Source organism: Burkholderia sp. AW33-5, assembly GCF_053427615.1.
The window spans coordinates 24,008-46,515 of the sequence record NZ_JBSAXA010000009.1; the positions used below are offsets into that span (position 1 = coordinate 24,008).

Here is a 22,508-nt window from a genome sequence, read left to right on the forward strand (position 1 = left end):
CTATGCGCCTCCCGTCACGCGCAGCACTTCCTCGAGCGACGTCGCGCCGGCCGCGAGCCAGCGCTCGGCGTCGTCGCGCAGCGTGCGCATCCCTTCGGCGCGGCCCGCGGCGAGAATCTCCGCATCAGCCGCGTTGCGGTGGATCAGCGTGCGGATCGAATCGTCGACGACCAGCAGTTCGTACACGCCGCGCCGGCCGGTGTAGCCCGAATGCCCGCACTTGTCGCAGCCGACCGGATGCCACACGGTGCGGCCTTCCTCGTGCCGCTCTTCCTTGCAGACCGGGCAGAGCTGGCGCACCAGGCGCTGCGCGAGCACGCCGAGCAGCGACGACGCGAGCAGGTACGGCTCGACGCCCATGTCGGTCAGGCGCGTGACGGCCGATGCGGCATCGTTCGTGTGCAGCGTCGCGAGCACGAGGTGGCCCGTCAGCGATGCCTGCACCGCGATCTGCGCGGTTTCCAGATCGCGGATTTCGCCGATCATGATCACGTCCGGGTCCTGGCGCAGGATCGAGCGCAGCGCGCGGGCAAAGGTCATCCCGATCCGCTCGTTCACCTGCGTCTGGCCGATGCCGGACAGGTCGTATTCGATCGGATCCTCGACGGTCATGATGTTGGTCGTCGCCGTTTCGAGCCGCGACATCGACGCATACAGCGTCGTCGTCTTGCCCGAACCGGTCGGGCCCGTCACCAGCACGATCCCGTGCGGGCGGCCGATCAGCTTGTCGAACTGGACGAGCGTGTCGCGGCCCATCCCGAGCGCCTCGAGGTTCAGGCGCTGGGCATCCTTTTCCAGCAGACGCAGCACCGCGCGCTCGCCGTGCCCGGTCGGCAGCGTCGACACGCGCACGTCGACCGGCCGGCCGCCGACGCGCAGCGTGATGCGGCCGTCCTGCGGCAGGCGCTTCTCGGCGATGTCGAGCTGCGCCATGATCTTGATCCGCGAGATCAGCGCGCCGTGCAGCGCCTTCTTCGGGCGCACGACGTCGCGCAGCGTGCCGTCGACGCGAAACCGCACGACCGATGCGTTCTCGAACGGCTCGATGTGAATGTCCGATGCCTGTTCGCGCGCCGCTTGCGTGAGCAGCGCGTTGATCATCCGGATGATCGGCGCGTCGTCTTCCGATTCGAGCAGATCCTCGACTTCGGGAATGTCCTGCATCAGCCGCGACAGGTCGACTTCGCCTTCGACCTCGCCGACGATCTGCGCCGCGCTGCCGTCCTGGCGCGCATAGGCCTGGTTGATCGCCTGCGCGAGCTCGTCGGCCGGCACGCGATGCACGGAGATCGAGCCGAAGTTGCGCGCGATTTCCGCGAGCGCCGCGTCGTTCGTGCGTTCGCTGATCCACACCTCGAGCGTGTCGTCGAGCTGGTGCGCGATCAGCACCTGGCCGCTCTTCGCGAAGCCGTACGGCAACAGGCGCGCGGCGAGCGGCGACGGCGGCTGCCGTTCGCCCGGCGCGCCGTCGTGGGCGGAGGACGCGAGCACGTCGGTCACTGCGAGGCTCCCGGCGTGGCGGTCAGCGGCTGTTGCGGCACGGCCTGCTGCGGCACGCTCTGCGGCTGGGCGGGCGTCGCTTCCGGCAACGGCTGGGCCGGCACCGGCGCCACCTGGCGCTGCAGTTGCTGGCGACGCATCTTGTCGAGATCGAACAGGTTCCCGGCGGGCGTGCCGCCCTGGCTCGGGCCGAGCGGCATCGGCGGGACGACCGGATCGTCCTTGTCGCGCATCACGTTGTTGTCCGACTTGTACGCGCCCGTCACGCCCTGAATGTAGTCGTAGCGGTTAGCCGTGACTTGCTGCGCGACATTGCGATCGTTGATGATCACCGGGCGCAGGAACACCATCAGGTTGGTTTTCGCGCGCACCTTCGATTCCGAACGGAACAGCTGGCCGATCCACGGAATGTCGCCGAGCAGCGGGACCTTGCTGTTCGATACCTGGTAGTTGTCCTGCATCAGGCCGCCGAGCACGATGATCTCGCCGTTGTCGGCCAGGATCGTCGACTGGATCGAGCGCTTCGTGAAGGTCGGGCCGGTCTGCGCGTTGGTGGTCCCGCTGACGACCGCCGAATCCTCCGTGTAGAGCTGCAGCTTCAGAATCCCGCCGTCGGTGATCTGCGGCTTCACGTGCAGCGTCAGGCCGACGTCGCGACGATCGTACGTGTTGAACGCATTGCTCGTCGTGCCGCTCGTCAGGTTCGAATACGAGCCGGTCGCGATCGGTACGTTCTGGCCGACGACGATCTTCGCTTCCTCGTTGTCGAGCGTGATCAGGTTCGGCGTCGACAGCACGTTCGCGTCGCTCACGCCCGCGAAATACTGCAGCAGCGCGCCGAGGCCCTGCACGCCGAACATGTTGTGCAGCCAGCCGATGTTGAGGCCCGGGGTCAGCGAAGCGAGGTTGGCCGCGAGGCCGGCCCCGGTGCTGCCCGCCGAGCCCGTGGTCAGGTTGACGATGCTGTTACCCATGCCCAGCTGCGGGCTCAGGTTCGTGCCGCCGAGAAACTGGCCGCTCGCGACCTGCCATTGGATGCCGAGGTTGCCCTGCGTCGTCGAGTTCAGCTCGACGATCAGCGCTTCGATATAGACCTGCGCGCGCCGTGCGTCGAGCTGGTCGATCACCGAGCGCAGGTTCCGGTAGACCGGATCGGACGCGGTGATGATCAGCGAGTTGGTCGCCGAGTCAGCCTGGATCATCCCGCCCGGCTGGTTGTCGTCGCCCTTGTCCTTGTCGCCGCCGAGCAGGCCGCCGGTACCGAGGCCGCCGCTGCCCGTCGCGCCGCTGCCGTACGACGAGGACGACGAGCCGCCCAGGCCGCCCGACGGCAGCGGCGGGGTGCCCGACGTACCGGTCGAGAAGTTGCCGCTCGACGACGAGCCGCCGCCCTGGTTGAAGCTGTTCGCATCGTTGGACGACGCCGACGAACCGCTGTCGCTGCCGCTTCCCTTGCCGAGCATGCCGCGCAGCGTCTTCGCGAGCTTCACCGCGTCGGCGTTGCGCAGCGGCACGACGTGCATGTTGCCGGGCACCGCGCTCGGCGCGTCGAGCTGCTGCACGAGGCGCTTCGCGGCCGCGAGGCGCGACGCGCTGGACGCGCGCAGCATCAGCGAGTTGGTGCGCGGGTCGGCCGTGACCGACACCTTCAGCGTCGCGTCGCTGTTGCCGATCGCGCCGGGGTCGAGCATCTTTTGCAGCTGCGCGGCCAGGTCGATCGCGTTCGCGTTGCGCAGCGGCACGACCTGAACCTGCGCGCCCGCGGCGCTGTCGACACCCGAGATGATCTGCGCGATGCGGCGCACGTTGTCCGCGTAGTCGGTGACGACGATCGTGTTGTTCGCCGGGTAGGCGGTGACCGTGTTGTTCGGCGAGATCAGCGGCCGCAGCACCGGCAGCAGGTTGTTCGCCGATTCGTTGCGCAGCTCGAACACCTGTGTGATGACCTGGTCGCCGCGCGCCTGCGGCGCATTGCCGACATAGGTCGGCACGCCCTGCAGCTTCGCGTCGGCCTCCGGCACGACCTTCAGCACGCCGTGATCCTGCACCAGCGCGAAGCCCTGCATGCGCAGCGCCGACTGCAGCGTCTTCAGCGCCTGGTCTTCCGGTACCGGCCGTTCGGCCACGAGATTGAGCTGCCCCTTCACGCGGGGGTCGACGATGATGGTCTTGCCGGTTGCGGCGCCGATCGCCTTGGCGACCTGGTCGATATCCGCATTCACGAAATTGAGCGTGACCTGAGCGTAGGCGGCCTGCGAGACGATGATGCCGGCGACCATCAAGGTCGTGGCGATGCGCCGCATAACGAAGCGATTTCTTGTCATGGATGATTGGGTCGATGCCGGCTCAGGCCACTTCCGGCGGTAGTGCTGGGATCCAGGTCCTAAAGGCGCGACATTAGCAGTTTTTCATGTCCGAAATATCACATTGATCCGAAGACTGTCTCACAGACGACATGCATCTGGCACACCGTATGCAATATGTAAGATTTCGGCAATGCCCCGGCATTCAGGCCATCGCCGTCGTTTTTCGATGAATCGACACCAAAATGCGGTATAAACGGGCTGCCGCATTTCGCTTGTCGTCACGTGACGGACTGTCTGTATGATACGGGCAGCGCATTTCCAGTCGTACGAATAACAGACACGGGTTTTCCCGATCCTTGCGTCATTTCCTTTTCGTTTCCGCAACATGAACAGACGGTTCGCTTCGATCGCGTTGATCGCCGCCGGCGCGTGGTTCGCCTGCGGAAACGCTCGCGCGGATTGTTTCGACGAAGCCGCCCGCTACCAGAAGGTCAATCCGCTGATCCTGCGCGCGATCGCGTGGCAGGAATCGCGCAACCGGCCCGACGCGCTGAACAAGAACACGAACGGCTCGGTCGACTACGGCCTGATGCAGATCAATTCGATCCACCTGCCGACGCTGTCGCGCTACGGCATCGGCCGCGACACGCTGATGCAGCCGTGCAAGAGCGTCTACATCGCCGCGTGGCACCTGCGCCAGAAGATGAATCGCTACGGCAACACATGGCAGGCCGTCGGCGCCTATCATTCCGAAACGCCGTCGCTGCGCGACAAGTACGCGCGGCAGATCGCCGGAATCCTGGCGCAGTGGAAGCTGCTGCCACCCGAGCAGTGACGCCGCGCCGCAGCGCCGGCTGACGCCGTGCCGCTCGGCCGGCGCGCGTTTGATGCACAATGCGCATCTCACGCCGCGATTTCGACCGGCCCGGGCCGATCGCGCCCCGCCAGGGCGCCGCGGCCGCTTTTCCCTCTTTTCCGTTGGTGCAAATCGTTATGAATCCGGCAATGAACCAGCCGTTGCCCGTCACCGTGCTGTCCGGTTTCCTCGGCGCCGGCAAGACCACGCTGCTCAATCACATCCTCGCGAACCGCGCGGGCCTGAAAGTCGCCGTGATCGTCAACGATCTCGCGGCGGTCAACATCGACGCGTCGCTCGTGCGCGATGCGCAGGCGCTGTCGCACGTCGAGGAACGTCTCGTCGAGATGTCGAACGGCTGCATCTGCTGCACGCTGCGCGACGACCTGCTCGTCGAGATCCGCAATCTCGCGGCGGACGGCCGCTTCGATGCGATCGTGATCGAATCGACCGGCATCGCGGAGCCGATGCCGATCGCCGAAACCTTCACGTTCGTCGACGACGACGGCGCGTCGCTGTCGAGCGTCGCACGCCTCGACACGCTCGTCACCGTGGTCGACGCCTACAATTTCCTGCGCGACTACGGTTCCGACGACGCGCTCGCGACGCGCGGCATCGCCGCATCGGACGAAGACGATCGCACGCTCGTCGAGCTGCTGATCGAGCAGATCGAATTCTGCGACGTGCTGGTGATCAACAAGGCCGACCTCGTCGGCGCGGACGAACTCGCGCGCCTGCAGCACATCCTTGCGCGGCTCAACCCGCGCGCGCACCAGGTCGTGTCGACGTTCGGCAACGTGCCGCTCGGCGAAGTGCTGAACACCGGCCGCTTCGATTTCGACGAAGCCGCGAACGCGCCGGGCTGGCTCGCGTCGCTCGATCGCGATCACACGCATTGCGACGATCCCGAGTGCCACGATCCGCATCACGCGCACGTGCATGGCGAGGCCGACGAATTCGGCATCGGCAATTTTGTTTACCGCGCGCGCCGGCCGTTTCATCCGGCACGACTCTGGGCGCTGCTGCATCAGGAGTGGTCGGGCGTGCTGCGCAGCAAAGGCTTCTTCTGGCTCGCGACGCGCAACGACATCGCGGGTTCGCTGTCGCAGGCGGGCGGAGTGTGCCGGCATGGCCCGGCAGGTCTCTGGTGGGCCGCGCAGGATCGCGCGGAATGGCCGGACGACGACGAGTTGCTCGCCGAAATTCGCACGGAGTGGCAGGGCGACCTCGACGACCGCTCGGTCGGCGATCGCCGTCAGGAACTCGTGCTGATCGGCATCGGGCTCGATGCCGACGCATGGCGCGCGAAACTCGACACATGCCTGCTCACCGATGCGGAATTCGCGCTCGGCGCGCCGCAATGGGCCGCGTTCGACGATCCGTTTCCGGTGTGGGATGTCGATTCGCACGACGACGAAGACCCGGGCGACACGCAGATCGTGCACGCGTAATACACGGTAAAACTCGGGGAAAACGGCCGCGAACAGTAACCGTTAAATCTTGCAAGAGTGACGCGAACTGTGGCGAAAATGCCGCGCGCGCCCAACAAAAAACCCGCCGGAAGGCGGGTTTTTTTCCTGGAACAGGCGCTGAATTAACGCTTGTTGACGGCGTCCTTGAACGCCTTGCCAGCCGTGAACTTGACCGTCTTGGCTGCCGGGATCTTGATGGTTTCGCCCGTCTTCGGGTTGCGGCCCGTACGTGCTGCGCGCTTGCCCGAACCGAAGCTGCCGAAGCCGATCAGCTGAACCGCATCACCCTTCGACACGGCCTTCTTGATGACTTCGAGCAGCGTGTCCAGCGTTTCGCCGGTTTGAGCCTTGCTGGCGCCCGTTTGGGCGGCGACGGCGTCGATCAGTTCCTGTTTGTTCATTAAGGTTCCTTTTTCAGGTTAGGTTTGACACGAACAGCGCGAACGCGCCGATTATACGTGCGCGAACCGTGCCGTCGAGAGTCAGACTCCGACGACACAGCGCCGAATCCTGGCCCGCGCGACGTGCCGTCCGGCTTGCCGGCGGCCACCCCGCGGTACGGCGTTGCTATGATAGCGCAGCGCAAACCCAATAACGACAAGGGTTTCAAAGATTTTCATCGGTATTTCGCCGAATGAATCGTCGATTGCCTGTTTTTTGACCTGCGCCAACCGGACAGGATACGCAGCCGGGTCCGCCGTCGCGCAACGCCGTTGGTTTTTGCCAACGGCCCGCCGGACGCCTCCGCGCAATCCCTTGCCAGGCTTGGCTGCCACGTTTTTTGTTTCGCATGCCCGACCGACTCGTTCCCGCCACGCTCGCGTTTCGCGACGACGGCACCCTCGTCTCGCCCGCGTACGGCGACATCTATCACAACGTCGCGGGCGCGCTCGCGCAGGCGAGCCACGTGTTCATCGCGGGTAACGCGCTGCCCGCGCGCTGGCAAGGCCGCCGCACGTTCACCATCGTCGAGACCGGGTTCGGCGTGGGCGCCAACTTCCTCGCGACCTGGGCCGCCTGGCGCGACGATCCCGCGCGCTGCGAGCGGCTGCATTTCGTGTCGTTCGAGAAACATCCGTTTTCGCGCGAGGATCTGCGTAGGGCACTGTCAAAGATAGTTGCGAACACAACCATGTCGGCAGAAGCGGGGATGCTCGCCGATGCGTGGCCGATGCTCGTTCCAGGTTTTCATCGCCTCGAATTCGACGCCGGCCGCGTCGTACTCACGCTCGCGCTGGGCGATGCGCGCGAGATGCTGCCAAAACTGGTCGCACGCGCCGACGCGTTCTATCTTGACGGATTCGCGCCCGCGAAAAACCCGGAGCTCTGGTCGGCCGATGTGTTTCGCGCACTCGCACGCGTCGCCGCCGACAATGCGACCTTTGCGACGTATTCGAGCGCGGGCGTGGTGAAACAGGCGCTCCTCGACGCGGGTTTCACGTATCGCAAGATCGCCGGGTTGGCCGGCAAGTTCGCAATGCTCGCGGGCGAATATGCACCGCGCTGGCGGATGCGCCGGCACGAACCGCCGCGCGCATTGCCGGTTGCCGCGCGCGATGCGATCGTGATCGGCGCGGGCCTGGCCGGCTGCGCGGTCGTCGAACGGCTTGCGGCACGCGGCTGGAACGTCACGCAGATCGAGCGGCACGCGCGGATCGCGAGCGATGCATCGGGCAATCCGGCCGGTGTATTTCATCCACTGATGACGCGCGACGACAACGTCGCGAGCCGCCTCACGCGCAGCGGTTTCCTGCATGCGCTCGCACGCTGGCGCGCGCTCGAGCAGGCCGGCCATGCGTTCGCGCGCAGCACGCGCGGAATGATTCATCTCGCGGAATCGGCCGACGATTTCGTGCGGATGCGCGAGGCGTTCGACGCGCTCGGCGCACCGTCCGACTACGTGTCGCTGCTCGACACGGACGCCGCACGCGCGCATCTGAACCTGCCCGTCGCACATGGCGGCCTGCTGTTTCCGCACGGCGGCGCCGTATGGCCGGCAGCGCTCTGCGCCGCGCAAGTCGCGGCGGCCAGTGAGCGCGTGAAACTGCTGGCCGGCACCGAGGTTGCTCGACTCGAGCGTGACGGCGACACGTGGCGCGCCGTCGATGCGGCGGGCGCGACACTCGCCGAAGCGCCGGTCGTCGTGCTCGCGAACGCGGGCGATGCCGTGCGTCTCGCCGGCCTGCGGCACGTCGCGCTGCAGCCGGTGCGCGGCCAGTTGACGCTGCTGCCGCCCGGCAGCACGGCGCCGCTGCCATGCCCGGCGATCGGCGACGGCTATGCGGTGCCGCTCGACGACGGCACGCTGCTGATCGGCGCAACGTTCGAACCGGACGACCTCGATCCTGCGATGCGCCCCGCCGGACATATCGAAAATATCGAACGCGTGCGGCATCTGCTGCCCGGCCTGATCGGCGATCTGCCGGACGTCGGGACGCTGCGCGGGCGCGTCGCGTTTCGCTGGGTCGTCGCCGACCGCGTGCCGGTGATCGGCCCGCTTGCCGAGGAAGCGCAGACCGTCGCGAACGCACGCGCGCTGAGCGGTGCGAAGGCGCGCGACCTGCCGCGCACCGCTGGGCTCTACGGCGCATTCGGCTACGGCTCCCGCGGTTTGGTGTGGGCGGCGCTCGGCGCCGAGCTGATCGCGTCGCAACTCGAAGGCGAGCCGCTGCCGCTCGAGCGCGAACTCGTCGATGCCGTCGACCCGGCCCGTTTCCTGATCCGTGCGCTGCGCGGCCGCCAGATCGGCTGATCTCGTCAGCCGAAATCTCACAGTCCTTCGATTTTTTCGCGCAAGGTTATCCACTCGACGCTGTGGATAACCGCGCGGAATCCACGCGCGGTTCGTGTGCAATCACAGTGGACGTAAACTGGGCAACTCGGCACAGTCGTCGAACGGCCCGAAAGTTGCTCAACTCAAACCGCTGTGAGCAAACAGCCTGTGCAACGGGTTATCGCTGTGCCAACACCTTGATCTTGTTGCGTAAACCGAAGTTATCCACAGAACTGTGCGCGTCTTGTTAACTTCTACTACGTATATATACAAGTAAACCATTGAAACCAAAGACCTGTGGTGCCTCACAGGGCCGCGAGTCGATTCGATCGGTTCCGGAGCGAAAAAGCTGTGGCACAATCGGTTTCCTTCGCGTTCGTTCGGCCAGGCGCCGGACATGCTTCAATGGAACGGTCGGCACGATTTCGAATCTGAATCTTCGAGACTGCGCAGTCCGTTCACACACCAGGCCGACAATCCAGATCGGCAGCCTGAACGACAGTTCCGCCGGACGGCGGAAAAAGGCGGATCCCATGTCCCGCCGTCGTCGACCACAACAATCACATTCGGGGCGATACCCAGCCGGCGCGCATCTCATTTCTGACGCTTGACCCCGCGCCGCTGGCGATTGCTTCCAAAGGAGAAGTCACCACGATGAAGTCGGCGTTCTCATTCCTGCCCAACTGGCCGCTCGCGCCGGATGCCGTGTTCTGGGCCGGGCTCGCGTTGTTCGCGGCCGGTCTGTGCGGCGAGCTGTGCTACCGCGCATGGCGGTTGCCGCGCATCACCGGCTATGCGGTGATCGGTCTCGTCGCCGGTTCGTTCGGATTCGGCGTGATCGACGCGAGCACCGACGAAACCTCGCGGCTGCTGATCGACGTCGCGCTCGGCCTGCTGCTGTTCGAGCTCGGCAGCCGTCTCGACCTGAAATGGATTCGCCGCAATCCGTGGCTCATTGCGTCGAGCCTTGCCGAGGCGACGCTGACGTTCGTGCTCGTGCTGTTCGTGATGCTCGCGCTCGGCGTGTCGGGCATGGTCGCGCTCGTGCTGTCGGCGATCGCGATCGCGACGTCGCCGTCGATGGTGATCCAGCTCAAGACCGAACTGCGCGCGGAAGGGCAGGTGTCGCAGCGCCTCATCACGCTGACCGCGCTGAACAGCGTGTACGCGATCGTGCTGACCAAGCTCGTCACGAGCTGGCTCCACCAGGAGGCGTACGGGAACGTTTTCGCGACGATCCTGCAGCCCGTCTACCTGATCGCCGGTTCGTTCATCGTCGCGTACCTGGTCGCGCGCGCATGCAATTACCTGTTCCGCCACATGACCTCGACGATGCGCGACGAGCATTCGTTCGTCGCGCTGTTCGGCCTCGTGATGCTCGCGATCGCAGTGGCGCAGGCGCTGAAGCTGTCGACGCTGCTCACGCTGCTGCTCGCCGGCATCATCGTGAAGAACCTCGAAGCGCGGCCGCAGCTGTGGCCCGAGCATTTCGGCACGGCCGGCTGGCTGCTGACGGTGGTGCTGTTCGTGCTGACGCTCACGTCGTTCACGTGGGGCGACATCGCACTCGGCGGGCTGCTCGCGATCGCGCTGATCGTCACGCGGCTCGTGGCGAAGCTGGCCGGCGTCGTCGCGTTCGCGAAGCCGAGCGGCATAGGGATGAAGCAGGGCATCGCGCTCGGTATCGCGCTCACGCCGATGTCCGCGCTGTCGTACCTGCTCGTCGACGACACCTACCAGCTCTATCCGAATTTCGACCCGCACCTGCGCGCGATCGTGATGTGCACGATCGTGATCCTGCAGCTCGTCAGCCCGTTCGTCGTCTACCGCTGCCTGTCGGCGGTCAGCGAACGCAGCGACGGCAACTGATTTCCGGAACCTGCCATGGCACTCGAAACTTTCGTCAATTCCGAACCGTTCACGTTCGGCGTCGAACTGGAGATCCAGGTCGTCAACACGCACAACTACGACCTGACCAAGGCGGCATCCGACCTGATGCGCCTGATCCAGGGCGAGACCTTCCCCGGCAACATCACGCCCGAAATCACCGAGAGCATGATCGAGCTGTCGACCGGCATCTGCCATTCGCACGAGCAGGCGGTCAGCGAGCTGCACGCGATCCGCGACGTGCTCGTGAAGGCGGCCGACCAGCTCAACGTCGGGCTCGCCGGCGGCGGCACGCACGCGTTCCAGCAGTGGAGCGACCGGCAGATCTACGACGCGCCGCGCTTCCAGTACATCTCCGAGCTGTACGGCTATCTCGCGAAGCAGTTCACCGTGTTCGGCCAGCACGTGCACATCGGCTGTCCCGATCCGGACAGCGCGCTGTTCCTGCTGCACTCGATGTCGCGCTTCATTCCGCACTTCATCGCGCTGTCCGCGTCGTCGCCGTTCGTGCAGAACGTCGACACCGGCTTCCATTCGGCGCGCCTGAATTCGGTGTTCGCGTTCCCGCTGTCGGGCCGCGCGCCGTTCGTGCTGACCTGGGACAGCTTCGAGGAGTACTTCATGAAGATGGTCAACACGGGCGTCGTCAACTCGATGAAGGACTTTTACTGGGACATCCGGCCGAAGCCCGGTTACGGGACGATCGAGGTGCGCGTGATGGACACGCCGCTGTCGGTCGATCGCGCGGCCGCGATTGCTTGCTACATCCAGACGCTCGCGCGCTACCTGCTGACCGACCGGCCGCTGAAGCTGTCGGAGGACGACTATCTCGTCTACACATTCAACCGTTTCGAGGCGTGCCGCTTCGGGCTCGAGGGCACCTGCGTCAATCCTCAGACAGGTGAGCGCCGCACGATCGCGGAAGACATCCTCGACACGCTCGACCGGATCGCGCCGCATGCGGCCGCGCTCGGCTCGCGCGCGGCGCTCGACGAGATCGGCGCGCTCGCGAAGGCGCGCGTGAATGACGCGTCGTGGTTGAGAACCGTTTTCAAACAGGAAAAATCGCTGAACGAGACGGTTCGTCAGCAGTGCCTGCGCTGGCGTGAATGAAAAAATGTTTTGCAGATTACAGGCTCGACCGCGCGGCGATTCGCTGAACGCCGTTCGGCGCCGATTCGTGCGCAGCGCGTCGCCAGTCGTCCTGAAAATCTGTGGATAACCCGATATTCCGCTTCAAAGTCAACGCTCTGCGAGATGGATAACCCGGTGGACCGATGCCGTCGGCACGATGGCCGATTCGAACAGGAAAATGTTTGCGCGTTCGGTTGTGGGGTCGGCAGAGATTGCCGGCACAACGAAAAAATCCGGTTATCCAGCGATTTTCCACAGAATGCAGGGGATAACTTAGCTGTGCGATTTTCCGCTCTCGCTTAGAATGTCGGCTTTGCGGACACCGGAACGACCCGTGTCTCACCGGTCGCCGCGAACGCGACCGCCGCGTGTGCCTCGCGACGGCCGTGTCGACGCTCTTCAACGAGCGTCTGTTTTGAGATGACATTCGATCTCCACACTACGGCTGCTCGGCGATCCGGGCGGCGGCAAAGCGAAAAGACTATGAGCGAAGGCGTTTACGGGAATCAGGCTTCGGGACGTGTGACCCACAGCTTGCTGCGGTTGAGTACGGCCATGCGAAGCCAGGCATGGGATTGGGCGGAAGGCGCAGGCCTCACGCCGACGCAGGGCGAGATCCTCGTGCTGCTGCTGCAACGCAAGGGCCCGATGCGGCTCGGCGAGATCGCACGCGAGACGCAGCTCACGGCTGCGACCACCAGCGATGCGGTCAGCACGCTCGAGACGAAGGGTCTCGTCGAGAAGCGTCGCGCACTGGACGACGGCCGTGCGCTCGCCGTGCGCCTGTCGGCCCGCGGCCGTACCGCGGCGAAGAAGGCGTTGCAATGGCCTGAATTCCTGACGAAAGCGGTCGGCAAGCTCGGCGCGGACGAGCAGGGCACGCTGTACCGTGCGCTGCTGAAGACGCTGCGCGAACTGCAGGTGGCCGGTGCGACGCCGCCGCAGCGCATGTGCCTGACGTGCGCGCATTTCCAGCCGGGCAAGCAGTCGAAGAAGACCGTGCATCACTGCGCGGCGCTCGATCTGTCGATGGCCGACAGCGATCTGCGTCTCGACTGTTCGGTGCACGAAGAAGCCGACGCGGCGACGCAAAAGAAGACCTGGAAGGTATTCGCCGGCTGACGTCCGTCGATCGACCGGGAGGCCGATGATGAACGCTGAAGTGGTCGCGATCCGCCACGTGCATTTCGAGGACCTCGGCAGCTTCGAGCAGGTGCTCGGAGAGCGCGGGCGGCGGGTGCGCTACGTCGACGTCGGATCGTCGCGCGTCGAGGCGCTCGACGCGCTCAAGCCGGCGTTGCTCGTGATGCTCGGCGGGCCACTCAGCGTGTACGAGGACGCGCAGTATCCGTCGATCGCGCCGCTCGCGGCACTCGTGCGCCAGCGCATCGACGCCGGACTGCCGATCCTCGGCATCTGCCTCGGCGCGCAGTTCATCGCCCGCGCGCTCGGTGCGCACGTCTATCCGGCTGCGCAGAAGGAACTCGGCTGGGCGCCGCTGACGCTCACCGACGCGGGCCGCGCGTCGCCGCTGCGCCATCTCGACGGCGCGGCGACCTCGATGCTGCACTGGCATGGCGATACGTTCGACCTGCCGGGCGGCGCGATCCATCTCGCCTCGACCCCGGCGTGCCGCCACCAGGCGTTCGCGTGGGGGCAGCACGTGCTGGCGCTGCAATGTCATCCTGAAATCCGCGCCGACCGTTTCGAACCCTGGCTGATCGGCAACGCCGGCGAAATCTCGTCGACGCCCGGCATCGACGCGCGCCAGTTGCGCGCCGACACCGTTCAGCACGGTCCTGTGCTGGAGACGGCCGCGCGACGCATGTTCGGCGAGTGGCTCGACAGCGTCGGGCTTTGATCCCGGGCGAGCGGCATCGCGCGTGACCGGCCCGCGGGCATTGCGGCCGGTGCACCGCCGCACGCCGCGTGCGCGCTGCCTCGCTGCCGGCTGCACGCCGGCCCTGCCTGACCATCCGCTTACTGCCGAACCGGCTGCCAGCAGGCTTCGAGCCCGCATGCTACGCTGATCCGCTCTTTCCCTTTCCTGGCGAGCGGCATCCATGACTGCGCTGTTTTCTCCGTTCACGCTGCGCGGCGTGACCCTTCCGAACCGGATCGTGATCTCCCCGATGTGCCAGTACTCGGCCGAGCGCGGCGAGGCGACCGACTGGCACATGATTCACCTCGGCCATCTCGCGCTGTCCGGCGCGGGCTTGCTCTGCATCGAAGCGACCGCTGTCGAACCCGACGGGCGCATCACGGCCGGCGACCTCGGCCTGTGGGACGACGTGACCGAAGCGGCGCTCGAGCCCGTGCTGGCGGCGATCCGCAAGCATTCGCCGGTCCGTGTCGCGATGCAGCTCTCGCATGCGGGGCGCAAGGCGTCGAGCGAGGTGCCGTGGAAGGGCGGCCAGCTCGTGTCCGTCGCCGATGGCGGCTGGCTGCCGCATGCGCCGTCGGCGTTACCGCACAAGGACGGCGAGACGTCGCCGCTCGCGCTCGACGCGGCCGGCCTGAACCGGATCCGCGAAGCGTTCGCCGCGGCCGCGAAGCGTGCGGCGCGCCTCGGCATCGATGCGATCGAGGTGCACGCGGCGCACGGCTATCTGCTGCATCAGTTCCTGTCGCCGCTTTCGAACCAGCGCACCGACGAATACGGCGGCTCGCGAGACAACCGGATGCGCTTTCCGCTCGAGATCTTCGAGATCGTGCGCGCGGCGTTCCCGGCGGACCGGCCGGTCGGCGTGCGCGTGTCGGCGACCGACTGGGTCGAGGGCGGCTGGGAACTCGAGGATACGATCGCGTTCGCGCACGAACTGAAGCAACGCGGCTGCGACTGGATCGACGTGTCGTCCGGCGGCGTGTCGCCGCTGCAGAAGATTCCGCTGTCGCCCGGTTACCAGGTGCCGTTCGCGCAGGCGGTGAAGCGCGCGGTCGGGATGCCGACGATCGCGGTCGGCCTCATCAACGAGCCCGCGCATGCGAACCGGCTGATCGAGTCCGGCGACGCCGATTTCGTCGCGATGGCGCGCGCGATGCTGTACGACCCGCGCTGGCCGTGGCATGCGGCCGCCGAGCTCGGCGCGCAGGTTTCGGCGCCGCCGCAGTACTGGCGCTCGCAGCCGCGCGAGCACAAGACGTTGTTCGGCGACATCGCATTCGGTCAGCGCTGAGCGTCATGCGCGCGATATTGCGCGCGATGTTGAACGAAGCAATCGTGAACGTGTAGGATGCGGGTGATTCGCCGCATGCCCCGACGCGGCACCGACCGGTGCCGCGTTTTCGTTTCGCGCGACGCAGGGCCGCGCAGGACGCAAACGCGGCCGTCTTCCATTCAAGTCGTCTTCAAAGGATTCGTTCGATGAGTTCACGCAGGATCGCGGTGCGCCGCTCGGGAGTACACGGCAAGGGCGTGTTCGCGGTGGAGCCGATCAAGGCCGGCGAACGCGTAGTGGAATACAAGGGCGAGCGAATTTCGTGGAAGGAAGCGCTGCGCCGCCATCCGCACGACCCGAACGAGCCGAATCATACGTTCTACTTCGCACTGGAAGAGGGCGGGGTGATCGACGGCAAGATCGACGGCAACAGCGCGCGCTGGATCAACCATTCGTGCGCACCGAACTGCGAGGCCGAGGAGATCAAGGGCCGCGTGTTCATCCACGCGCTGCGCGATATCGGGCCGGAAGAAGAGCTGTTCTACGACTATGGCCTCGTGATCGACGAGAAGCTGACGAAGAAGCTCAAGCGCGAATACGCGTGCCATTGCGGCGCGGTCGCGTGTCGCGGCACGCTGCTCGCCACGCCCGACGACGACGGCAAGAAGAAAAAGAAGAAGGATCGGAAGTCGGAGTCCGGCGCGAAGGACAAGAAAAAGAAGAAGTGACCGGCGCGGCCGCGCATCGTGCGCGGCTGCTTCACCTTCACCGGATGGCCGCCGCACGGCCGTCCGTCCAGCCCGATACGGCCAGCGCGCCTCAGTGCGTCGGTGCGGCGGCCGGCGTCTCGCTTGCCGGCTTCGCGGTGCGCTTGGCGAGCGGCACCCGCACCACGAAACGCGAACCGCCTTCCGCTGCATCCTCGTACGACACCGTGCCGCCGTGCATCGCGATGATGTCGTGCACGATCGCGAGCCCGAGCCCGGCACCCGTCTCGACGCCGTTGCCGCTCTGCGCATCGCCGCGGAAGAAGCGCTTGAACAGATCGGCCTGCTGGCCGGCCGGCACGCCCGGGCCGTTGTCCTCGACGACGATCTCGGCGGCCGGCTGGCCGTCCTCGAGCGCGCCGCGCGCGACGTTCACCGTGATCCGCGCGCCGGCCGGCCGCGCGAGCGGCACGTATTTCAGCGCATTGTCGAGCAGGTTCGCGATCACTTCGCGCAGCAGCACGGGGTTGCCGCGCACGTTCAGCGTCTCGTCTTCGCCGGGATCGTCGCTGCGCTGGAAGCCGAGGTCGACATGCGATGCGAGCGCGCGCGGCACCCACTCGGCGCCCGTCTCGAACGCCATCGCGGCCAGATCGACGTCGACGAAGCGCGCGGCCTGTTCGCCCGGCTCCGCACGCGCGAGCGACAACAGCTGGTTCGACAACCGCACCGCGCGGTCGGCGGCCGCGCGCAGTTCGCGCACCGCGGTGTAGGTCTGCTGCGGGTCGCGCGCGACGGCGGCCTGCTCGGCATGCAGCTTCACGGCCGTGAGCGGCGTGCGCAACTGGTGCGCGGCATCGGCGATGAACTTGCGCTGCGCGTCGAGCGCGGTCTTCAGGCGGCCGAGCAGCGCGTTCATCGCGCTCGTCAGCGGCCGGATCTCGAGCGGCACGTCGGTCTCGTCGACCGGCTCCAGCGACGTATGGGTCTGCCGGTTCAGTGAATCGGCGAGATGCGTGAGCGGGCCGAGCTGCTGGTTCACGACCCGCCACACGATGCCCCAGCCCGCGAGCAGCAACAGCAGCAGCGGCATCATGATCGCGACGAGGAATTCGGCCGCGATCCGGTAGCGGTGCCGCACCGGCTGCGCGACCTCGACCACCATCGGCTTGCCGCCTTCGACATCGTCGACGCGCACCTGCGCGACGCGTACCGCGCGATTGTCGTACTCGGCCTCGAACACGTACGCGTGATGCATGCGGCGCACGTTGATGCCGCGCAGCGGCAGCTTCGGGTCGCCGGCGAGTTCCTGTTCGCCGTCGCTGATCCGGTAGATCAGCGCCTCCGCCGGATCGGAGAACATCGCCTGCGCGAGCGGCGGCACCGTGAACGGCGCGTCCGGCCCGGCGATCTGGATCTGTTTGGAGATGGCGGTGGCAAGATCGGCGAGCGAGCGGTCGATCACGTGTTGCGTGTATTGCCACGCGAGCCAGTAGGCAATCAGGCCGCTCATCAGCGCGAGCATCGACAGCGGCGCGGCGAGGCGTCGAAGCAGCGAGCGGCGCAGGCTGGTGGTGACAGCCGGATCAGAAGACATTTCGACGGGCAAATGGATAAGCGCCGCTCACGGGGAGCGGCGCGGACGTGCGTCGGACGGCGACGCGGGCAGGGCGGCTTGCCGGCGGCACGCGGCCGGCCGGCGTGCGGCGCCGCTCAGACGCTCGCGGTCTGGCGGATTTCCTGCAGCAGGTAGCCGAAGCCGCGCACCGTGACGATTTCGACACGGCACTGCTCGAGTTTCTTGCGCACCCGGTGCACGTAGACTTCGATCGCGGTGTCGCCGAGGTCGCCGCCGAAATGCGTGAGGTGATCCTGCAGCTGGGCCTTGCTGACCACGCGGCCGTGACGCAGCAGCAGCATTTCGAGCACCGCGAATTCGCGCGGCGACAGTTCCAGCGGCTTGTCGTCGTTGAAGATGCGGCGATCGACGCCCGACAGGCGGACACCGCCGAGCGACACTTCCGGACGCGGCATGTCGCTGTGCGGGCCGCTGCGGCGCATCACCGCGCGGATGCGCGCTTCGAGCTCGGCCGGCTCGAACGGCTTGAGCATGTAATCGTCGGCGCCGGAGTTCAGGCCCTGAATCCGGTCGTTCAATTCGTCGCGCGCGGTTAGCACGATGACCGGCGTGTGGCGATTGGTCTGGCGGAAGCGTGTGAGTAGCGTCATTCCGTCGATGCCCGGCAGGCCGAGGTCGAGGATCACGAGTTCGTGGCGGTTTTGTGCCAGCGCCTGTTCGGCAAAGATGCCGTCATGCACCATGTCGACGGTGAAGCCAGCCTGCTCGAGGCTGCTCTGGATACCGCGTGCGATGGGGCGGTCGTCTTCGATCAGAAGGAGTCGCATGAAGTTCGCTCAAGTACAATGGGTTGGCGGTTCAGGCACGCGGACAGCACGACGCCGTTTCCACAGGGGCGCCGCATCGCCTGACAATCAAGCATGGCGGCCAGCGAACGATTAAATCCAATCATGTCCGATATTTCGATTCACGACCTCGAAGCCGCGATCAATTTCTGGCGCGCCCGCTCGCCGTCGAGCGGCGACGAACTCAAACTCTGCGAAGAGGCCAGCGCGCTCTCCAAGCCGTATGCGCTGCTGATTGTACAGCGCGAAGGCGCGCTGCAACTGGAAGGTTTGGACCCCAAGGCGCGGAAAGCGTACGAGACTTACGTGCGCCTTAAGGATGGCTTGGAAAGCTGAAGGCTTTCGCTGAGTACATCCTAGAAAACGTTCATCGAAATGAAAAGTTGACGCGCCGCGCGTCGAAAGACGCGCGGCGGTAGAGGAACGTCTCAGGCGGCCGGTTCCGTGTGGGCGCACACCTGGTCGATGAATGTAGCGAGCGCGATGTCGCGTTCGGTCAGGCCGTCCGCGTCGTGGGTCGATAGCGTCACGTCGACGCGGTTGTACACGTTGAACCATTCCGGATGGTGGTTCATTTCCTGCGCCTTGATCGCGACACGCGTCATGAAGCCGAAGGCCTCGTTGAAATCGGCGAAGCGCAGGCTGCGCTGGATCGCGTCGCGGCCCGGCACGGCCGTCCAGTGCGGCAGGCCTTCGAGCCGGGTCTTGCGTTCTTCTGATGTGAGCTTGTGGATCATGTTGCACCTCGTTCGGTAACGGCGCCCGCACGCGGGCAAGGGCCACGCGGCAAAGCCGGTACCGGTCATTGTTTCATAGTTGCGGGACGGCCATCCGGAGACGGACATCGGGAGGGGGGGCGCGCGCCGGCGCGCGGATCACGCCGGCATGGCCCGCGGACTTACGCGTCGGCGTCGTCCGGCCAGCCTTCGCCCGTGCCGCGTTGCAGCACGAGATCGCCGTCGACCACCGCGCCGGCCGGGAATTCGGGCAGCGCGGCCAGCCGGTCGGCCAGCGCACGGCCGTCGACGTCGGCCAGCGCGAACAATTGCGCGAAATCGTCGATCACGAAGTAGGTCTTCTGGAACGTATCGATCCGGTAGCGCGTGCGCATCACGCGCTCGAGGTCGAAACCGAGCCGGTTCGGCGCCGCGCTTTCAAGGCTGTACAGGCTCTCGCCCTTGCTCGACACGATCCCGGCGCCGTAAATCGACAGCCCGTTCGTGCCGTTCGGGTCGCGGATCAGCCCGAACTCCACCGTATACCAATAGAGACGCGCCAGCCGCGCGAGCGCCGCTTCGTCGTCCGCCACCGCGAGGGCGGTGCGGCCGTATGCCTGCATGTAGTCGGCGAACACCGGCTCGATCAGGAGCGGCACGTGGCCGAACAGGTCGTGGAAGCAGTCGGGTTCCTGCAGGTAATCGAGCTGATCGGGGCGCCGCATCCACCAGGTGACCGGAAACCGCCGGTTCGCGAGGTGCTCGAAGAACACGCGATCGGGCACGAGGCCCGGCACGGCGACGATCTCCCAGCCGGTGGCCGGTTTCAGCTGGCGATTCACGTCGGCGAACGACGGCACGCGATCGGCCGGCAGCTCGATCTTCCCGAGCCCCGCGACGAACGCGTCGCATGCGCGTCCGCGCAGCAGCGCCGACTGGCGCGCATAGAGCTGCCGCCACACCGCGTGGTCGACCTGGCCGTAGCGTTCGAGCGGCTGGTCGATGGTGAAATCGGCGCGGGTTTCGAGGCCCGCGTCGAACTGCTCCTGCAGTTTCGCGGTGACGACGGTGGACATGGTGAGGCTCTGCACGCTTTGGTTGGGAACCATGCAAGTGTAGAGCGGGTGACATGCGGAATGGGCGCAAAGATGGCGTGGATTTGCTTATTGATGCGATAATCGCGCATCAAAATCGGAATCAATGCGGAGCATGCTCATGCTGGAACTCGATCACTTCGATCTCGCGCTTCTGGACGTGCTGCAGCGCTTCGGCCGCGCGACGCACCAGCAGCTCGGCGAGGAGGTGCCGCTGTCGCCGTCGCAGATCGGCCGGCGGCTGCAGCGGCTGGAGGCGGCCGGCGTGATCGAAGGCTACCGCGTGATGCTGCGCCCCGAGAAGCTCGGGCTCGGCGTCACGGCGTTCACGAGCCTGAAGCTCAAGCACCACGGCGATTCGATCATCGAGCAGTTCCAGCAACAGATCGACGTGCTGCCCGAAGTGCTCGAATGTCATGCGGTGGTCGGCGACGCCGACTATCTGCTGCGGATCGTCGCGCCGGATCTCAATGCGCTGTCGCAGTTCGTGATGAAGAAGCTGATGCGTGTGCCGGGCGTCGACAGCGTGCGCTCGAACATCGTGCTGACGACCTTCAAGCGCAACGGCGCGCTGCCGCTCGCGCACCTGGCGCCCGGCGCCGCCTGACGCGGTGGCCGGGCCGGCGGCTGGGCGCGAGGCGCCGCCTGACGCCGCGGACAGACCGGATCAGGCCGCTTCGGATCGTGCGTCGGCGTTCAGCAGGTCGACGTACGCGACCGCGACGAGATCCTCCTGCGCCACGCCGAGCTTCGCGAACACGTCATGGGCCTCGGCTTCGCCGCCGGCTTCGTCGTCGTCCGGGCCGAGCACCACTTCCAGTTCGATGAAGTCGCCGAGGCCGTCGACGCGGTCGAGGTGGATCCGCGTGCGGCCGACGAGGTAGACGTGCCGTTCCTTCGTCACGATTCCGCGCGTGGTGAGCGCGGTCGCGAGCAGCGAGTGCATCGCGTCCGGGTTCGTCACCGGGCTGCGCGTGTAGTACGACGCCTTCGGGCCGTCACGGTCGTCGCGCTGGTAGAAGATCAGTTCGGCCGGCGTGCCGTCCTCGAAGCGGCGCAGCTTCAGCCGGCCGCGCGGCACGTCGTAGAAGAAATCCTGCTGGCGGTAGAAGAGCGGTGCTTCGGCGGCGAGCTTGGCCGCCTGTTCGCGCAGCCGGTCGAATTCACGGGCGCGGGCTTTGATCTCGATGTTGCGGGCCATGCGGGTCTCCTTCGATCAGGGGTCTCGCGGTGTGCGAAGGCACAATCTAGCAAAAAGCCTGCGATGGTGGCGTGACGGGAAGGCGGGACGCGGCGACGCGCCGCGGGGGCGGCGATTCGCGCACGTTCGCGATAACACCCGTCACTTGCGGGCATCGATCGGGCACCTGATGCGCGTCCGACGCCCGGTGCGCGATCGGCCGCACCGGCATCAGCGGCGCTCATATCGCCCATTGGGTCTCGATCAGCCGCAGCGCGGCCGCGATCGCCGGTTCGGCGCGCCGCTCGGCGAGCGTCACGAAAGTCAGTTCGGTCGGCACCGTCACGCGTTCGACGATCGTCAGCGCATGCGCGTGCGCTTCGGCCAGCGCGGTCGAGTCGCGCGCGAGCGTCAACCCGATCCCCGATTTCACGAGATCGAGCATCGATTGCTCCTGGTCGACCTCGGCGACCTTCACCGGCTGCGCGCCGGCCGCCGCGAACAGCCGCGACAGCAGCCGGTGATGAGCGGACGCCGGCGGCGTCCAGATCCACGGCAGCGTGGCGAGCGCGCGCCAGTCGTGCGCGCGCTGCACGCGCTCCTTCCAGCCGGCCGGCGCGAGCACGCGGTACTGGAAGTGCGTGAGCGTGACCGTGTGGAACAGCGCGTCGTCGCGCGGATCGTCCTCGCCGGGCCGGCCGATGTAATAGCCGACGTCGAGCGCCTGCGCGCGCACCTGTTCGAGCACCCAGCCGGACATCCCGTGCCGCAACGCGGTTTCTATCTGCGGATGGGTTTCGACCAGCGCGCGCAGGAAGCCGCCGAGCCGCAGGAAGCCGGGATCGAGGATGGTGCCGATCCGCAGCCGGCCGCGCACCTCGTGGCGCAGCGCAGCAGCGGCGCGCTGCACGTCCGCGGCCGCGGCCAGCGCGCGCTCCGCATGCGGCAGCAGCGTCTGGCCGTCGCGCGTGAGCGCAAGCCCGCGCGACGTGCGCGTGAACAGCGTGACGCCGAGCGTTACCTGCAGATGCTTGATCTGCAGGCTGACGGCCGGCTGCGTCAGGTGCAACTGCACGGCGGCGCGCGTCAGGTTGCCTTCGCGGGCGACCGTCGCGAACGCACGGAGCAGGGTGAGATCCATCGTCGTGATATGAGCGCAGCTTATAACGCGGTTCAGCATAACTCATTGGATCGGCGGCGGGCGGGCGGAGTACGCTTCATCGACCGCATCGCCCGCGACGCACTATGCTGAAAACGACGCGCGGAATCGCATGCGCGATACACAACAATCCATGGAGACA

The 22,508-nt window shown here is 66.4% G+C and carries 20 protein-coding genes; 11 read left to right on the plus strand and 9 right to left on the minus strand.

Annotated elements, in window-relative coordinates:
- Together gspE and gspD are read right to left on the minus strand one after the other, a co-directional pair.
- Entirely contained in the window at nt 1-1,500 is a 1,500-nt protein-coding gene (gspE, locus tag ACV22V_RS16410) for a type II secretion system ATPase GspE (RefSeq protein WP_059531283.1), read from the minus strand.
- Nucleotides 1,497-3,824 (minus strand): type II secretion system secretin GspD, encoded by a 2,328-nt coding sequence (gspD, locus tag ACV22V_RS16415; protein WP_448014681.1) that lies wholly within the window; start codon nt 3,822-3,824, stop codon nt 1,497-1,499. Before gspD ends, gspE begins: the two co-directional genes overlap by 4 nt.
- Nucleotides 3,825-4,191: 367 nt before the next feature.
- Between gspD and ACV22V_RS16420 the strand changes: the two genes are divergently transcribed.
- Nucleotides 4,192-4,641 carry a lytic transglycosylase domain-containing protein gene (locus ACV22V_RS16420; protein ID WP_059691488.1) on the plus strand — a complete coding sequence of 150 codons (450 nt, stop codon included), beginning with the start codon at nt 4,192-4,194 and terminating at the stop codon, nt 4,639-4,641.
- Between the two features lie 158 nt (nt 4,642-4,799).
- Nucleotides 4,800-6,113: a GTP-binding protein gene (locus ACV22V_RS16425; RefSeq protein ID WP_448014683.1), complete on the plus strand. Its 1,314-nt coding sequence runs from the start codon at nt 4,800-4,802 to the stop codon at nt 6,111-6,113.
- Nucleotides 6,114-6,256: 143 nt separating this feature from the next.
- Here the strand turns inward: ACV22V_RS16425 and ACV22V_RS16430 are convergent, their stop codons facing one another.
- On the minus strand, nt 6,257-6,535 hold the full coding sequence (locus tag ACV22V_RS16430) for an HU family DNA-binding protein (protein WP_006401505.1): 279 nt from the start codon (nt 6,533-6,535) through the stop codon (nt 6,257-6,259).
- A gap of 389 nt (nt 6,536-6,924) precedes the next feature.
- Here ACV22V_RS16430 and mnmC point away from each other — a divergent pair, with 389 nt between their 5' ends.
- The 7 genes from mnmC (at nt 6,925) to ACV22V_RS16465 (ending at nt 15,814) form a co-directional block, all read left to right on the plus strand.
- A complete protein-coding gene (gene mnmC / locus ACV22V_RS16435) occupies nt 6,925-8,886 on the plus strand; it encodes a bifunctional tRNA (5-methylaminomethyl-2-thiouridine)(34)-methyltransferase MnmD/FAD-dependent 5-carboxymethylaminomethyl-2-thiouridine(34) oxidoreductase MnmC (protein WP_448014684.1) in 1,962 nt (653 codons plus the stop codon).
- A gap of 675 nt (nt 8,887-9,561) precedes the next feature.
- Nucleotides 9,562-10,776, plus strand: a complete 1,215-nt coding sequence (locus ACV22V_RS16440) for a cation:proton antiporter (RefSeq protein WP_059531269.1) — start codon at nt 9,562-9,564, stop codon at nt 10,774-10,776.
- Nucleotides 10,777-10,791: 15 nt separating this feature from the next.
- Entirely contained in the window at nt 10,792-11,907 is a 1,116-nt protein-coding gene (locus tag ACV22V_RS16445; RefSeq protein ID WP_034183814.1) for a YbdK family carboxylate-amine ligase, read from the plus strand.
- A 504-nt stretch (nt 11,908-12,411) separates the two neighbouring features.
- Nucleotides 12,412-13,050 (plus strand): MarR family winged helix-turn-helix transcriptional regulator, encoded by a 639-nt coding sequence (locus ACV22V_RS16450; protein WP_059531266.1) that lies wholly within the window; start codon nt 12,412-12,414, stop codon nt 13,048-13,050.
- 28 nt (nt 13,051-13,078) lie between these two features.
- Nucleotides 13,079-13,789, plus strand: coding sequence for a glutamine amidotransferase (locus tag ACV22V_RS16455; protein WP_448014686.1), 711 nt, complete (start codon nt 13,079-13,081; stop codon nt 13,787-13,789).
- 202 nt (nt 13,790-13,991) lie between these two features.
- The gene (locus tag ACV22V_RS16460; RefSeq protein ID WP_448014688.1) at nt 13,992-15,104 is read left to right on the plus strand and encodes an NADH:flavin oxidoreductase/NADH oxidase; all 1,113 of its coding nucleotides are present in this window, start codon (nt 13,992-13,994) and stop codon (nt 15,102-15,104) included.
- 188 nt (nt 15,105-15,292) lie between these two features.
- Nucleotides 15,293-15,814 carry an SET domain-containing protein gene (locus tag ACV22V_RS16465; protein ID WP_059691492.1) on the plus strand — a complete coding sequence of 174 codons (522 nt, stop codon included), beginning with the start codon at nt 15,293-15,295 and terminating at the stop codon, nt 15,812-15,814.
- Nucleotides 15,815-15,905: 91 nt separating this feature from the next.
- Here the strand turns inward: ACV22V_RS16465 and ACV22V_RS16470 are convergent, their stop codons facing one another.
- Both ACV22V_RS16470 and ACV22V_RS16475 read right to left on the minus strand, forming a co-directional pair.
- On the minus strand, nt 15,906-17,390 hold the full coding sequence (locus ACV22V_RS16470; RefSeq protein WP_448014689.1) for a sensor histidine kinase: 1,485 nt from the start codon (nt 17,388-17,390) through the stop codon (nt 15,906-15,908).
- 116 nt (nt 17,391-17,506) lie between these two features.
- A complete protein-coding gene (locus ACV22V_RS16475; protein WP_006401494.1) occupies nt 17,507-18,199 on the minus strand; it encodes a response regulator in 693 nt (230 codons plus the stop codon).
- Nucleotides 18,200-18,322: 123 nt separating this feature from the next.
- Between ACV22V_RS16475 and ACV22V_RS16480 the strand changes: the two genes are divergently transcribed.
- On the plus strand, nt 18,323-18,553 hold the full coding sequence (locus ACV22V_RS16480; protein WP_006756491.1) for a DUF3717 domain-containing protein: 231 nt from the start codon (nt 18,323-18,325) through the stop codon (nt 18,551-18,553).
- Between the two features lie 92 nt (nt 18,554-18,645).
- On the opposite strand, the gene ACV22V_RS16485 is transcribed toward ACV22V_RS16480, so the two are convergent.
- The gene (locus ACV22V_RS16485; RefSeq protein ID WP_059531247.1) at nt 18,646-18,954 is read right to left on the minus strand and encodes a 4a-hydroxytetrahydrobiopterin dehydratase; all 309 of its coding nucleotides are present in this window, start codon (nt 18,952-18,954) and stop codon (nt 18,646-18,648) included.
- A 161-nt stretch (nt 18,955-19,115) separates the two neighbouring features.
- A complete protein-coding gene (gene phhA / locus ACV22V_RS16490) occupies nt 19,116-20,042 on the minus strand; it encodes a phenylalanine 4-monooxygenase (RefSeq protein WP_448014691.1) in 927 nt (308 codons plus the stop codon).
- A 106-nt stretch (nt 20,043-20,148) separates the two neighbouring features.
- Between phhA and ACV22V_RS16495 the strand changes: the two genes are divergently transcribed.
- A complete protein-coding gene (locus ACV22V_RS16495; RefSeq protein ID WP_006408082.1) occupies nt 20,149-20,634 on the plus strand; it encodes an Lrp/AsnC family transcriptional regulator in 486 nt (161 codons plus the stop codon).
- Nucleotides 20,635-20,694: 60 nt separating this feature from the next.
- Here the strand turns inward: ACV22V_RS16495 and ACV22V_RS16500 are convergent, their stop codons facing one another.
- Together ACV22V_RS16500 and ACV22V_RS16505 are read right to left on the minus strand one after the other, a co-directional pair.
- Nucleotides 20,695-21,228 (minus strand): class IV adenylate cyclase, encoded by a 534-nt coding sequence (locus ACV22V_RS16500; RefSeq protein WP_059531241.1) that lies wholly within the window; start codon nt 21,226-21,228, stop codon nt 20,695-20,697.
- Between the two features lie 220 nt (nt 21,229-21,448).
- Nucleotides 21,449-22,348, minus strand: a complete 900-nt coding sequence (locus ACV22V_RS16505; RefSeq protein WP_448014692.1) for a LysR family transcriptional regulator — start codon at nt 22,346-22,348, stop codon at nt 21,449-21,451.
- Nucleotides 22,349-22,508: the final 160 nt, after the last annotated feature.